Genomic DNA, 13099 nt, shown 5'->3' with positions numbered 1-13099 from the left:
AAGCGATGGCCAAGCGCCCCGTCTTCGAGGAAGTCTCGGACACCTCTGCCAGCCGCCCCGTCCAGACCACCGGCATGATCGACGCCCGCCCTAAAGGTGCGCGTCGCGCGATCCGGCTGTGGCTGATGGTGCTGTTCGCGATGGTGCTGGCGATGATCGCGCTTGGCGGCGCGACCCGCCTGACCGGATCGGGCCTGTCGATCACCGAATGGGCCCCCGTCACCGGCACCCTGCCGCCCCTGAACCATGCCGATTGGCAGTCCGAGTTCGAGGCCTATAAGCAGATCCCGCAATATACCGAGGTCAACGCCGGCATGTCGCTTGGCGATTTCCAGTATATCTATTTGTGGGAATGGTCGCACCGCCTGTTGGGACGCCTGATCGGGCTGGTCTGGGCCGTGGGCTTCCTGTTCTTCTGGGCGACGGGCCGCATTCCTGCCGGCTGGAAGCCGCGCCTGCTGGCCGTGGGCGCGCTTGGCGGGGTGCAGGGCGCAATCGGCTGGTGGATGGTCAGTTCGGGTCTGGTCGAGGGGATGACCCGTGTGGCCTCGTACCGCCTGGCCACCCATCTAGGCATCGCCTTCGTCATCCTGGGCCTGATCGCATGGTACGCGCTGCAGCTGTCGCGGTCCGAGGCCGAACTGATCCGCGCCCGCCGCGCCGGCGAGGCCAAGCTGTTCGGCATGTCCACCGGCCTGCTGCACATGGCCTTCCTACAGATCCTGATCGGCGCGCTGGTCGCGGGCATCGACGCGGGCCGGACCTATACCGGCTGGCCGACCATGGGCGGGGAATGGATTCCATCGGCCATCTGGGACGGCACGTTGGGCTGGCGCAATTTCTTCGAAAACCCGGCGCTGGTGCAGTTCATCCACCGCATGATGGGCTATCTGGTGGCGATCTTCGCCGTGGTCGTCTGGATGCGGTCGCGCAAATCGCCGCATAAGGTGACGCGCGGTGCCTTTACGGTGATGATCGTGGCGGTTGCCGCGCAGGTGGGCTTGGGTATCATGAACGTCATCCATGCCTCGCCGCTGGATCTGGCGCTGTCGCACCAGATCGGGGCCGTGGTGCTGTTTTCGCTGATCTTGCGGGCGCGGCACCATGCCCGCTATCCGATTGAAACATCCATCAGGGGGACCCTGCGATGAGCGCGCTTGACGATCTGATTGCCTTCCAGCGCCAGACCGAGGCGCTGTCCTCGGTCGCGGAACGGCTGGGCTGGGACCAGGAAACCGTGATGCCCCGCGGCGCCACCGAACAGCGCGCCGAGGAGATGGGCGCGATGGAGGAGGTGCTGCACGAACGCCGCACCGATCCGCGCATCGGCGAATGGCTGGACGCGGCTGAACCCGTGACGCCGTCCGACCAGCGCGCCGTCGATCTGATCGCCCGCGATTACGCGCGCACCAACCGCATTCCGGCGCGGCTGGCGTCCGAACTGGCGCGGCTGACATCGCTGGCCCAAGGCATCTGGGCGGATGCGCGGGCCAAGGACGCACCTGCCGATTTCCTGCCGACACTGGATCAGGTCCTGATGCTGAAGCGCGAGGAAGCTGCCGCGCTGGCTGATTCCGGCGATCTGTATGATGCGCTGTTGGAGGATTACGAGCCCGGCATGACCGGCGCGCGTCTGGCCAGCCTGTTTGACCAGATGCGCCCGCGTCTGGTCGCGCTGCGCGACGACGTGCTGGGGTCCGAACGCCAGCCGCAGGCCCTGTCGGGGCATTTCCCGCAGGAAACCCAGATGCGCCTGTCGCGCGCCTGCGCCAGTGCCTTCGGATACGACTGGACGCGGGGCCGTATGGATCTGGCGGTCCATCCCTTCAGCAGCGGTCGTTGGCAGGACAGCCGGATCACCACGCGTGTCGTGGAAACGGACCCGTTCAACTGCCTCTATTCCACGATCCACGAGGTCGGGCATTCCAGCTATGAACAGGGGATCGACCCCGATTACGCCTTCACGCCCTTGGGGCGCGGCGTGTCGATGGGTGTGCATGAGAGCCAGAGCCGCATCTATGAAAACCAGATGGGGCGGGGGCGTGCCTTCACCGGCTGGCTGTTCGACCGCATGTCGCATGCTTTCGACGGGCTGAACATCGCCGATGCCGATGCCTTCCATGCCACCGTGAACCGCGTGACGCCGGGCTACATCCGCACAGAATCCGATGAGGTCCAGTATAACCTGCACGTCATGCTGCGGTTCGATCTGGAGCGCGACCTGATCTCGGGGCGGCTGGACACCAATGATCTGGTCGAGGCGTGGAACAGCCGCTTCCTGCGCGATTTCGGCGTGGCCGTGGACCGGCCTGCCAATGGCGTTCTGCAGGATGTCCATTGGTCGGTGGGCCTGTTCGGCTATTTCCCGACCTATGCCTTGGGCAATGTCTATGCGGGCTGTCTGAATCAGGCGATGCGGGACGATGTGCCGGATCTGGACGAAGGTCTGGCGCAGGGCGATGCCTCGCAGGGCACCGAATGGCTGCGTGAAAATGTCCAGCGCCATGGTGGCCTGCTGCCGCCCGCGCAGCTGATCGAAGAAGCCTCGCGCCAGCCGATCAGCCCCGAACCGTTGCTGTCCTATCTGGAAGACAAGTTCCAAGGCATCTACGGGCTGTGAAAAAGGGGGGCGATTTGCCCCCCTTCCTTTATTCGGCAGCCTGAGTGGCCATCGGGTTGTTCGGATGGGTCGTCCAATTGGCGTATTCGCCGCGTGGGATGCCGGTGCGCTTGTCCATCTCGCCCACCTCCAGTTCGCGCATGGTGATGCAATCCTCGACGGGGCAGACATCGACGCACAGATTGCAGGCGACGCATTCCTCCTCGATCACGCTGAAGACGCGGTCCGAGCTCATGGCGATGGCCTGGTGGCTGGTGTCCTCGCAGGCGGCATAGCAGCGACCGCAGCTGATGCAGTCATCCTGATTGATCACCGCCTTGGTGACATAGTTCAGGTTCAGATGCTGCCAGTCGGTGACGTTCGGCACGGCACGGCCGATCAGATCCGACATCCGCATGTCGCGGCTGTCCAGATAGTCGTGCATCCCGCTGATCATTTCCTGCACGACCTTGAAGCCATAGGTCATCGCCGCCGTGCAGACCTGCACGTTGCCCGCCCCAAGCGCCATGAATTCAGCCGCGTCGCGCCATGTCGTCACGCCACCGATGCCGCTGATCGGCAGACCTGCGGTTTCGGGATTGCGGGCAATTTCGGCAACCATGTTCAGCGCGATCGGCTTGACCGCCGGACCGCAATAGCCGCCATGGCTGCCCTTGCCGTCGATGGTCGGCTGGGGTGCGAACAGGTCCAGATCGACCGAGGTGATCGAGTTCACCGTGTTGATCAGGCTGACCGCATCCGCGCCACCGCGCTTGGCGGCCTCGGCGGGTTTGGTCACGTCGCTGATGTTCGGGGTCAGCTTGACGATGCAGGGCATGCGGCTGTGCTTTTTCACCCAACGCGTGACCATCTCGATATATTCCGGGACCTGACCCACGGCGGCGCCCATGCCGCGTTCGGCCATGCCGTGCGGGCAGCCGAAGTTCAGCTCGACCCCGTCGGCGCCGGTATCCTCGATCTTGTGCAGGATGTCGCGCCAGCTTTCCTCATCGCAGGGCACCATCAGCGAAATGATCAGCGCACGGTCAGGATAGTCGCGCTTGACCGATTTGATCTCGCGCAGGTTCACCTCCAGCGGGCGGTCGGTGATCAGTTCGATGTTGTTGATGCCCAGGACGCGGCGGTCGGCACCGTGGATCACGCCATAGCGGGGACCGTTGACGTTGACGACGGGCGGGCCTTCGGAGCCTAGGGTCTTCCAGACGACACCGCCCCAACCAGCTTGGAAGGCGCGGCGGACGTTGTATTCCTTGTCGGTGGGCGGCGCCGAGGCCAGCCAGAACGGATTCGGGGATTTGATCCCGATGAAATTACTGCGCAGATCTGCCATGTTCAGCGTCCTTTTTCATGCGCGAATGGGATGGGCCTCAGCCCGGGATGCTGACGGGGCGACCGGTCAGATGGGCGTCGATATCTTCGGCGGCATCGCGGCCTTCGGCCACGGCGGTCACCGTCAGATCGTCGCCACCCGCCGCACAATCGCCGCCCGCCCAGACACCGTCGATGCTGGTGCGACCGGGGCCGGTGATGGCGATCTTGCCGCCCTCCAGCTGCATCGCATCAGGGGTGCCGTCCAGTCGTTGGCCGATGGCGCGGAACACCTGATCGGCCTTCAGACGGAAGCGGTCGTCGGTCATGGTCAGCCCGTCGGGGCCATTCGCGGTATAGCAGAACTCGATTTCCGCCACGGCACCGTTGCCATGGATCGCCACGGGCGCTGCGTTGCAGATCAGGCGCACACCGGATGCGGTGGCGTGGTCCTGTTCATGCCGACTGGCCCCCATGCGATCCTGACCCCTGCGATAGACGATGGACACGTTTTCCGCGCCCAGCAGTTTCGCCTGCACGGCCGCATCGACCGCCGTCATACCGCCACCGATCACCACCACATCGCGCCCGACGGGCAGGGTGGTCAGGTCGCTGGCCTGCCGCAAGTCGCGGATGAAGCTGACCGCATCGGTGATATGGTCGCGGTCTTCGCCCGTCGTGCGCAGCGCGTTGACGCCGCCCAGACCCATGCCAAGGAACACGGCGTCGTAATCGGCCTGCAGGGTTTCCAGCGTGATCTGCTGGCCCAAGGCCTGACCGTGCTGGACGGTGATGCCGCCGATGCCCATCAGCCAGTCAACCTCGGCCTGTGCAAAGTTATCGACGGATTTATAGCTGGCGATGCCGTATTCGTTCAGACCCCCGGATTTGGGGCGTGCCTCGAAGATGGTGACGTCATGGCCCTTGGCGGCCAGACGGTGGGCTGCGGCCAGACCTGCGGGGCCTGCGCCGACGACGGCAATGCGCTTGCCGGTGGCTTCGGCGCGGATAAAGGGGTGACCCTCCTGCGCCATCAACCCGTCGGTGGCATAGCGCTGCAGCGCGCCGATCTCGACCGGTTTGCCCTCGGCCATTTCACGGACGCAGGCGCCTTCGCATAGGTTTTCGGTGGGGCAGACGCGGGCGCACATGCCGCCAAGGATGTTGGCGTGAAAGATCGTCATGGCGGCGGCATCGGGCGTATCGGTCGCGATCTGCCGGATGAACAGCGGAATATCGATCGAGGTCGGGCAGGCCGTGATGCAGGGCGCATCATAGCAGAAATAACAGCGGTCGGCGGCGACATGCGCCTCGTGCCGGTCCAGAGGCGGCGCGACATCGGTAAAATTCGCGGCCATCTGTTCGGGGGTCAGTCAACCCGGCACGACACCGGGCGACAGTCTTGCTTGGGACATTTTCGTCTCCTGGCTCACCTATTGGTAGAATCAGGCTGGCACAGGTCTGATTTTTTATCAAATGGTAAAATTTGACAGCGCAAGGATTGCGGATATTTCAGGCAGGCAAGGTCACCACGGCGGCAAGTCCGCCCAGTTCCGACCGTTCCAGCAGCAGTTCGCCGCCATGCAAGGCTGCCAGATCCGCCACGATGGCCAATCCCAGGCCGGCGCCCGATGGCCCCTGTTCGTCCAGCCGGCCACCGCGCGCCAAGGCCTTGGGCGCCTGATCGGGGGCAAGGCCGGGGCCGTCGTCCTGCACAACCAGACGCAGTGTCGCCCCCGTCGTCACGCTAATCCGCAGGTGGCTGCGGCCCCATTTGACGGCGTTTTCGCAGAGGTTGCCGACGATCTCTTCCAGATCCTGACGTTCGGCGGGGAAGGCGGCATCGGGCGGGCAGTCAACTTGCGCTGTCATCCCCTTGTCCTGCATGGGCCAGCGCAGCACCAGCAGGATGTCGTCGATCACCGGCGCGATGGGCGTCTGCTGGCCCAGCACACGCCCGCCCTGTTGCCGCGCGCGGCGCAGGTGCCAGCCGATCAGCCGGTCCATGCGGGCGATCAGCGCCTGTCCCGCATGATCGGCGGGCAGGTCGTTCGAAAGTGCCGCCAGCGGGGTCTTCAGCGAATGGGCAAGGTTCCCCAGATGCTGACGGGACCGCGTCAGCAGGACGGCGTTCTGGTCCAGCGCGGCGTTGATCTCGGCGGCCAGAGGGCGCAGCTCGGTGACGTCGGGCAGGGCAAGGCGTGGCGCGTCGCCCGCCCGAACGCGAGCCAGATCGACCCGCAGGCGCATCAGGCTTTTCAGCCCCGCCGTCACCTGGATGACGCTGGCCGCCGCAAGCCCCAGCCCCAGCACCGCCAGCGCGACCGCAAGGGGGCGGATGATATGGCGCAGGCTGTCGCGGATCTGGGACAGGGGGGCGGTGACCGTGATGGCGATGGGGGCGTCGCTGTCGGGCAGGGTCACTTCGCGGCGCAGGGTCCGCAGGCCCGCACCGTCGCTGTCGCGGCCCGCACGCCCGGTGAAATCGCCCGCAGGTCCCGACAGCCGCCCGTCCAGCAGCGACAGGGACCGGTCAACCAGCCTGTCACCGGCATCGACCTGCCAGTACCAGCCCGAAAACGGCAACAGGAAGCGCGCGTCCACGGGGGTGTCGTCCAACGTGACCGTCCCGTCCTGCACCTGCAACTGCCCGATCAGGCTGTCGGCGATGGCGGCGGCCTCGGCGTCGAAACGGTCGGTGACGAAATCGCGCAGTAGCGAGGAGATCAGCAGGAAGGCCCCCAGCAGCGCCGCGCAGAGCCAGACCGCCGCAAGAACCAGCAGCCGCCCCCGGATCGAGCGGATCACGCCGCGGTCCGCAGAACGTAACCCTCGCCACGGCGGGTCTGGATGACGCCCTCGCCGACCTTCTTGCGCAGGCGGCCGATGACCACCTCGATGGATTTGAAGTCACGGTCGGTCTCGGCCTCATAGAGGTGATCGGACAGTTCGGTGCGGCTGACGATGCGGTCGTGGTGGTGGATCAGATAGGTCAGGATGCGCGCCTCGAAGGCCGTCAGCTTGAGGGGCGATCCGTCATGGGTGATGACGCCCAGCTGGCTGTCCAGCTGCAGCTTGCCCGCCTGAATGACCGGACGTGCATGACCGGCAGCGCGGCGGATCAGGACCTGCGCGCGCAGCAGCACCTCCTCCAGCCGGAAGGGTTTGACGGCGTAATCGTCGGCACCTGCGCGGAACCCCGCAACCTTGTCGGTCCAGTCGCCCCGCGCCGTCAGGATCAGCACCGGCATCGCCACGCCCTGATCGCGCCAGCGGGTCAGAACCTCGATGCCCGACAGGGTCGGCAGCCCCAGATCAAGGATGGCGACGTCATAGGTTTCGGTCGCGCCAAGAAATTCGCCCTGTTCGCCGTCATGGGCGATATCGGTGACAAAGCCCGCGGCGATCAGCGCCTGCGACAGCTGTTCGGCCAGCGTCGGGTCATCCTCGACGATCAAAGCGCGCATGGGGTGGTATCCTTATCTTTGTCCGGCCGGACGTCTGGCCTGCAGTTGCCCGTGGCCCGCGACCTCCAGAAAACGTCCGTCGCGGGCATCCAGTCGGATGTCCAGCAGGTCGCGGCCTTCGGTCAGCAGGCGCACCCGATAGACCAGCTGCACATCCATGTCCCGTTCGGGCGGAAAGGGCGGGACCAGTTCGATCGCGATCGGACGCCCCGCATAGCGCGCGGTCACCCGCCGCACCACCTGCCGGGTCGGCATGGGGCGGAAATCTGCCGGAGCGGGCATCGATGCAAAGGGCGGCATCTCCTGCGCCCCGCCCGGCATGGGCAGGGTGGCCACCGGCAGGGCGGTCAGAATCACAAGGGACAGGGCGCGTATCATGGGTCGATTATGAACGTGAAAAGCGAAATGGAAACCAAATGGCGCATTGGCGTTTCGTTCGGCCACCCTTTGATAGACGTGATTCGTCCAAGACCGGAACACCCGGTCAGAAGAAGACGATAGGAGACTGACATGAACCTGAGCAAACTCGCATCCTCGGCTGCACTGATCGCATTGGTTGCCGGCGCCCCCATGCTGACGATGGCCACCAGCGCCTCGGCACAAGAGGCCGCCACCACCAGCCAGGCGCCCGACATGCTGCAGGGTCTGGATCTGCAGGACATGGAAACCCGCAAGGGCCGCGACGGTCAGACCCGCTATGAAGGCAAGATGGCCGATGGCACCGAGATCGAGGCGCGTTTCGACAAGGACGGCAAGCTGGTGATGATCGAGGCCGACGACGGCGTCCTTCCCGCCCCCGTGCTCGAGGCCGCCGTTCCCGCAGCCGTCCGCGACGCCGAGGCCTTCGACATGCTGGCCAAGATCGAAGGTCTGCACAGCCGCGGCGAGATGCTGGGCCTGAAGGGCGAAGACAAGGACGGCGAGGATCTGCACCTGATGTTCGACGCCTCGGGCAAGCTGACGGGCATCGCGACCGATGACACCGCTGTGCCGCAGGACCTGATCGACGGGCTGCTGCCGCAGACGGTGCGCGATTCCGACATCGCCGGCCAGTTCTCGGTCATCGACCACGTCATGTCCGGCAAGGATAGCGTCATGATCGGTGGCGAGGACGCCGAAGGGCAGGACCTGCGCGCCCAGTTCGACATGGACGGCAACCTGCTGCGCTTTGGCCGCGGTGACGGTGACCGAGAAGGGGGCCGGATGCATGGCAAGCGTGGCGACCACGGGGAACGTGGCGATCACGGCAAGCGTGGCGAACATGGCAAGCGCGGCGATCATGGCGACCGGAGTGGCAAGCATGGCGGCAAGGGCGGCGATCATGCCCGCGGTCCGCGTGATGGCGATCACGGCATGAAGGGCGGCGATCGTGCCGAAGCGCCCCAGCTGGACACCAAGGCCGTGACCTCGGCCCTGACCGATGCGGGCTATACCGACCTCGGCGACATCCGCCGTGCCGGTCCGGGTGCGGCCGTGACCGCGACCAACCCCGACGGCGAAGAGGTCATGCTGCACCTGACCCCCGAAGGCGAGGTCGTGCGCGAAATCGCACGCTGATCGCCCTTTGGTGACAGACAGCGGGCCGTCCCCTTGCGGGGGCGGCCTTTGTCATGCGCGCCTTCAGATGTTCGGCAGAACCAGATCGGCGGGACGGCTTTCGGCGCAGACAAGGCGCATGTTGGGCAGATCGTTTGCCTCGACCTTCTGCAGGGCGACATCGGGCGGCAAGTCCTGCCAGCGCGCCAGCAGACGGTCGCGCAGGATATCCTGCGGCACCTGCAGGAATACCGTCAGGGTGAAATGCCGCGCCAGATCGCGCCAGCCCGGATGATCCAGCAGCAGATAGTTGCCCTCGACCACGATCAGCCGGGCGGCGGGATCGATCTCGCGCGCGGCGGCGCGGGAAATCTCAAGCGCGCGATCGAAGACCGGGACCAGCACCTTGCGACCGTCGTCGGCGGCCAGCCGGTCCAGCATCACGCCGAAGCCGTCCAGATCGAAGGTATGCGGCGCCCCCTTGCGCGCCAGATCGCCCCGCGCCGACAGCAGCCCGTCGTCCAGGTGATAGCCGTCCATCGGCAGGATCGCCGACCGCCCCGGCACCCGCGCCTGCAACCCCGCCGCGAGCGCATCCGACACGTGGCTTTTCCCCGCACCCGGAGGACCCGCCAACGCGACAAGATGGCGTTCGCCGGAATTCGTCAGATTGGTCAGGCGGTCCAGCAGGTCGGGCAGGGTCGTGGTCTGGGTCATGATGCGGCCTTTCTGATCCCGATCAGGTTTTCCACGCGCGGCCCCCCATGGCAAGACACGGTACCGGATGCCATCGGCAGCCGGGGGCTTGCCCCGCCACCCCGCCCGCACAAAGATGGCCGGGGCGACAATCGCGGATTGGGGGGATCATGCAGCAGGCCGCGACATGGCTGGGCAGGCGCAGGCTTGCAGCGCTGGGACTGGCGCTGATCCTGGCATGGGCGCTGCTGGTGCAGGGCGGCAGCTGGCTGGCCGGTCAGCACATCAAGGCGACCATCCCGCAGGGCGAAAACATCCTGCGGCTGGCGGTTTCGGGGCTGCGGGGGGAACTGGCCCGGCACGAACGCCTGCCCGACCTGCTGGCACGTGCGCCGGTGCTGTCGGATGTGCTTGATACCGATGCGGCCCCCGCCAAGATGGCTGCGGCGAACCTTTATCTGCGGCATGTGACGCGGCTGATGGGGCTGTCGGATGCCTATGTCATGGATGCCGACGGGGTGACGGTGGCGGCCAGCAATTTCGACCGCGATCTCAGCTTCCTAGGGCAAAGCTTCGCGTATCGGCCCTATTTCACGCAGGCGCTGGCGGGCGGGCGGGGGCGGTTCTTCGCGCTTGGCACGACCTCGGGCAAGCGGGGCTATTATTTTGCGGCGCCGGTGCGCGACCGCGGGCGCATTCTTGGCGTTCTGGCGCTGAAGGTCGATGTTGACGCGATCGAGGATAGCTGGCGCGCCGCCGAATACGAGATGATCGTGACCGACAGCGAGGGCATCGTCTTTCTGGCCAGCCGCCGCGACTGGCAGTTCCGGTCCCTTGGACCCTTGGGGGCACAGGCCCGAACGCGGATCGCGGCCACCCGGCGCTATGACGACGAACCGCTGGACATGCTGCCACTGCAGCGCATGGGGCAGGTGGCGGGTCACCAGATGCTGCGGCTGGAGGCCGATGACGACCGCCGCGAATTCGTCTCGGTTTCGGAAACCATGCCCGAGGCGGGCTGGCGGGTGCAGGTGCTGATGGACACGGCCCCCGCCCGCCGGCAGGCACTGCAGGGCACCGTCGCGGCGCTGCTGATCGTGGGTGCGGTGCTGGCGGGCCTGATGGCCTGGGTCCAGCGCCGGGCCCGTCTGCGCGAACGCCTGTCGATCCAAGCCGAGGCGCAGGCGCAACTGGAGGGCCGCGTCAACGCCCGTACCCGCGAATTGGCCCAACTGAACGACCGCTTGACTGCCGAAATTACCGAACGCCGCGCGACCGAGGATGAACTGCGCCGCACCCAACGCCACTTGGTGCAATCGGCCAAGCTGGCGGCTCTTGGCCAGATGTCGGCGGCGCTGTCGCATGAATTGAACCAGCCGCTTGGGGCCGTCCGCAATTTCGCGGCCAACGCCGTCACCTATCTGGACCGCGACCGTCCCGAGGACACCCGCGCCAATCTGGCCCGCATCCTGTCGCTGACCGACCGCATGACGGAAATTGGCCGCACCCTGCGCAACTTTGCCCGCAAGCCGAACGCGCAATTGCGCCCCGTGGACCTGCACGACGTCATGCGCGACGCGTTGGAGGTCATCGCCTGGCGCATCGGCAAGCGGCAGGTGGCGCTGAACCTGAACCTGCCGCCGCATCCTTTGCGGGTCATGGCGGGGCCGGTGCGCTTTCAGCAGGTGATCGTGAACCTGCTGTCGAACGCGCTGGACGCCTTGGACGACCGCGCCGATGCCCGCATCGACATCACGGCGCAGGAAACGGACGGGCGGGTGATCCTGACCGTGCGCGACAATGGCCCCGGTGTTCCCGAAGGTCTGGACGACCGCGTCTTCGATCCGTTCTTTTCCACCAAGGGGGTTGGCAGCGGACTTGGGTTGGGGTTGTCGATCTCGTTCAACATCATCAAGGATTTCGGGGGCGAATTGCGTCTGCGGCGTGACGGGCAGGGGGCCTGTTTCGTGATTGACCTGCCACGTCTTGAAGAGGAATTGCCATGACATCGGGCCGCATCCTGCTGATCGACGACGAAGACGACATGCGCCTGTTGACCGCGCAATCGCTGGATCTGGAGGGGTTCCAGGTCGAGGATGTCGCCGACCCGCAGGCCGCGCTGGACCGCGTGGGCTTCGGCTTTGCCGGCGTGGTCATCACCGACATCCGCATGCCCGGCATGGACGGCATGACCCTGATGCGCCGCATCCGCGACATCGATTCGGATATTCCGGTGATCTTGGTCACTGGGCATGGCGACATCCAGCTGGCGGTTCGGGCGATGCGCGAGGGGGCCTATGATTTTGTCGAAAAGCCCTTTGACGGTCAGCAACTGGCGGAAATTGCCGCCCGCGCCATGGGCTATCGCCGGGTCGTCTTGGAAAACCGCGTGCTGCGGGCGGCGGCGGGGCAGGTGGATGATCTGGAAACGCGGCTGGTGGGGCGGTCGAACGCCATGATCGACCTGCGCCGCCGCCTTCGCACCATCGGCCCGACCGAGGCCGATGTGCTGATCGAAGGCGAAACCGGCGTCGGAAAGGAGGTCGTTGCCCGCGCCCTGCACGACCTGTCGCCCCGCGCGGGCAAGCCGTTCATCGCCATCGACTGCGCCGCGCTGCCCGCCGCGCTGATCGAATCCGAACTGTTCGGCCACGAAGCCGGCGCTTTTCCTGGTGCCCTGCGCCCGCGATACGGCAAGTTCGAACATGCCCGCGGCGGTACCATTCTGCTGGATGAAATCGGGTCGATGCCCTTGGACGTGCAGGGCAAGTTGCTGCGCGTGGTGCAGGACCGCGTGATTTCCCCCCTTGGTGCGAACGAGGACCGCGTGCTGGACGTGCGTTTCATCGCGACGTCACGCCAACCCTTGGCCGATGAGGTTGCGCGGGGTCGTTTTCGTGCCGACCTTCTGTATCGTCTGAACGTGGTGACGCTGAACGTGCCGCCCCTGTCGGCCCGGCGCGAGGATATCCAGCTGCTGTTCATCAAGCTGGTGCAGGAAGCCGCCGCCCGTCACCGCCGCCCGCCCGTGGCCATCGCCCCGAACCTGCTGGCCGAGATCGTCGAGCGCCCATGGCCCGGCAACGTCCGCGAATTGCGCAACGCTGCCGACCGCCACGCGCTTGGCATCGCCCTGCAACCCGCCGAGGATCGCAGCCCCGACCAGATGCGGCTGGCCCACCGCGTCGCCATGTTCGAACGCGATGTGATCGTGGCGACGCTGGCGGCGCATGGAGGGCGGCTGAAGCCGGTCTATGAATCACTGGGGCTGTCGCGCAAATCGCTTTACGAAAAGATGCAGAAATACCGGATCGACAAGACGCATTACGTCGATGGCGACGCATGACTGGGGGGATATCCACCCATCACGGGCGCGCGATGTTACCGTTTCCACCCATCGCAGCGGCCTTTGCCCGGTTTTCTTCTGCGCAGAACGCATAGCGGCATTGCATCAAGGGCATGGCCGTCGCTA

General features: G+C 65.9%; 11 protein-coding genes. 5 read left to right on the top strand and 6 right to left on the bottom strand.

What is annotated here, in order from left to right; genetic code table 11:
* Positions 1-5: 5 nt before the first annotated feature.
* Both ctaA and SJY40_RS08655 read left to right on the top strand, forming a co-directional pair.
* On the top strand, positions 6-1151 hold the full coding sequence (gene ctaA / locus SJY40_RS08660) for a heme A synthase (RefSeq protein ID WP_378945106.1): 1146 nt from the start codon (positions 6-8) through the stop codon (positions 1149-1151).
* A complete protein-coding gene (locus SJY40_RS08655; protein WP_378945104.1) occupies positions 1148-2620 on the top strand; it encodes a carboxypeptidase M32 in 1473 nt (490 codons plus the stop codon). Before ctaA ends, SJY40_RS08655 begins: the two co-directional genes overlap by 4 nt.
* Positions 2621-2648: 28 nt before the next feature.
* Here the strand turns inward: SJY40_RS08655 and preA are convergent, their stop codons facing one another.
* The 5 genes from preA to SJY40_RS08630 form a co-directional block, all read right to left on the bottom strand.
* Positions 2649-3950: an NAD-dependent dihydropyrimidine dehydrogenase subunit PreA gene (gene preA, locus SJY40_RS08650; RefSeq protein ID WP_378945102.1), complete on the bottom strand. Its 1302-nt coding sequence runs from the start codon at positions 3948-3950 to the stop codon at positions 2649-2651.
* A 37-nt stretch (positions 3951-3987) separates the two neighbouring features.
* Positions 3988-5286, bottom strand: a complete 1299-nt coding sequence (locus SJY40_RS08645; RefSeq protein WP_378945099.1) for an NAD(P)-dependent oxidoreductase — start codon at positions 5284-5286, stop codon at positions 3988-3990.
* A gap of 154 nt (positions 5287-5440) precedes the next feature.
* Positions 5441-6736, bottom strand: coding sequence for a sensor histidine kinase (locus SJY40_RS08640; protein WP_378945097.1), 1296 nt, complete (start codon positions 6734-6736; stop codon positions 5441-5443).
* A complete protein-coding gene (locus tag SJY40_RS08635; RefSeq protein ID WP_378945094.1) occupies positions 6733-7395 on the bottom strand; it encodes a response regulator transcription factor in 663 nt (220 codons plus the stop codon). Before SJY40_RS08635 ends, SJY40_RS08640 begins: the two co-directional genes overlap by 4 nt.
* A gap of 12 nt (positions 7396-7407) precedes the next feature.
* Positions 7408-7752, bottom strand: coding sequence for a PepSY domain-containing protein (locus tag SJY40_RS08630; RefSeq protein ID WP_378945091.1), 345 nt, complete (start codon positions 7750-7752; stop codon positions 7408-7410).
* Between the two features lie 153 nt (positions 7753-7905).
* On the opposite strand from SJY40_RS08630, the gene SJY40_RS08625 reads away from it, so the two are divergent.
* The gene (locus tag SJY40_RS08625) at positions 7906-8952 is read left to right on the top strand and encodes a hypothetical protein (protein ID WP_378945088.1); all 1047 of its coding nucleotides are present in this window, start codon (positions 7906-7908) and stop codon (positions 8950-8952) included.
* Positions 8953-9015: 63 nt separating this feature from the next.
* Here SJY40_RS08625 and SJY40_RS08620 read toward each other — a convergent pair whose 3' ends face one another.
* The gene (locus tag SJY40_RS08620; protein ID WP_378945085.1) at positions 9016-9648 is read right to left on the bottom strand and encodes a nucleoside/nucleotide kinase family protein; all 633 of its coding nucleotides are present in this window, start codon (positions 9646-9648) and stop codon (positions 9016-9018) included.
* Positions 9649-9797: 149 nt separating this feature from the next.
* On the opposite strand from SJY40_RS08620, the gene SJY40_RS08615 reads away from it, so the two are divergent.
* Together SJY40_RS08615 and SJY40_RS08610 are read left to right on the top strand one after the other, a co-directional pair.
* Positions 9798-11633: an ATP-binding protein gene (locus SJY40_RS08615; RefSeq protein ID WP_378945082.1), complete on the top strand. Its 1836-nt coding sequence runs from the start codon at positions 9798-9800 to the stop codon at positions 11631-11633.
* Positions 11630-12973 (top strand): sigma-54-dependent transcriptional regulator, encoded by a 1344-nt coding sequence (locus tag SJY40_RS08610; protein WP_378945079.1) that lies wholly within the window; start codon positions 11630-11632, stop codon positions 12971-12973. The genes SJY40_RS08615 and SJY40_RS08610 overlap by 4 nt, the downstream gene beginning before the upstream one ends.
* Positions 12974-13099 lie beyond the last annotated feature (126 nt).

Source organism: Paracoccus sp. R86501 (genome assembly GCF_042466435.1).
Lineage (GTDB): Bacteria > Pseudomonadota > Alphaproteobacteria > Rhodobacterales > Rhodobacteraceae > Paracoccus.
This window is presented reverse-complemented; position numbering and strand designations above follow the sequence as displayed.

What these genes read in the sequence shown, in the direction of transcription:
- ctaA (WP_378945106.1), top strand. Translation starts at nt 6, where the DNA reads ATGGCCAAGCGCCCCGTCTTCGAGGAAGTCTCGGACACCTCTGCCAGC.
- SJY40_RS08655 (WP_378945104.1), top strand. Translation starts at nt 1,148, where the DNA reads ATGAGCGCGCTTGACGATCTGATTGCCTTCCAGCGCCAGACCGAGGCG.
- preA (WP_378945102.1), bottom strand. Translation starts at nt 3,950, where the DNA reads ATGGCAGATCTGCGCAGTAATTTCATCGGGATCAAATCCCCGAATCCG.
- SJY40_RS08645 (WP_378945099.1), bottom strand. Translation starts at nt 5,286, where the DNA reads ATGGCCGCGAATTTTACCGATGTCGCGCCGCCTCTGGACCGGCACGAG.
- SJY40_RS08635 (WP_378945094.1), bottom strand. Translation starts at nt 7,395, where the DNA reads ATGCGCGCTTTGATCGTCGAGGATGACCCGACGCTGGCCGAACAGCTG.
- SJY40_RS08625 (WP_378945088.1), top strand. Translation starts at nt 7,906, where the DNA reads ATGAACCTGAGCAAACTCGCATCCTCGGCTGCACTGATCGCATTGGTT.
- SJY40_RS08620 (WP_378945085.1), bottom strand. Translation starts at nt 9,648, where the DNA reads ATGACCCAGACCACGACCCTGCCCGACCTGCTGGACCGCCTGACCAAT.
- SJY40_RS08615 (WP_378945082.1), top strand. Translation starts at nt 9,798, where the DNA reads ATGCAGCAGGCCGCGACATGGCTGGGCAGGCGCAGGCTTGCAGCGCTG.
- SJY40_RS08610 (WP_378945079.1), top strand. Translation starts at nt 11,630, where the DNA reads ATGACATCGGGCCGCATCCTGCTGATCGACGACGAAGACGACATGCGC.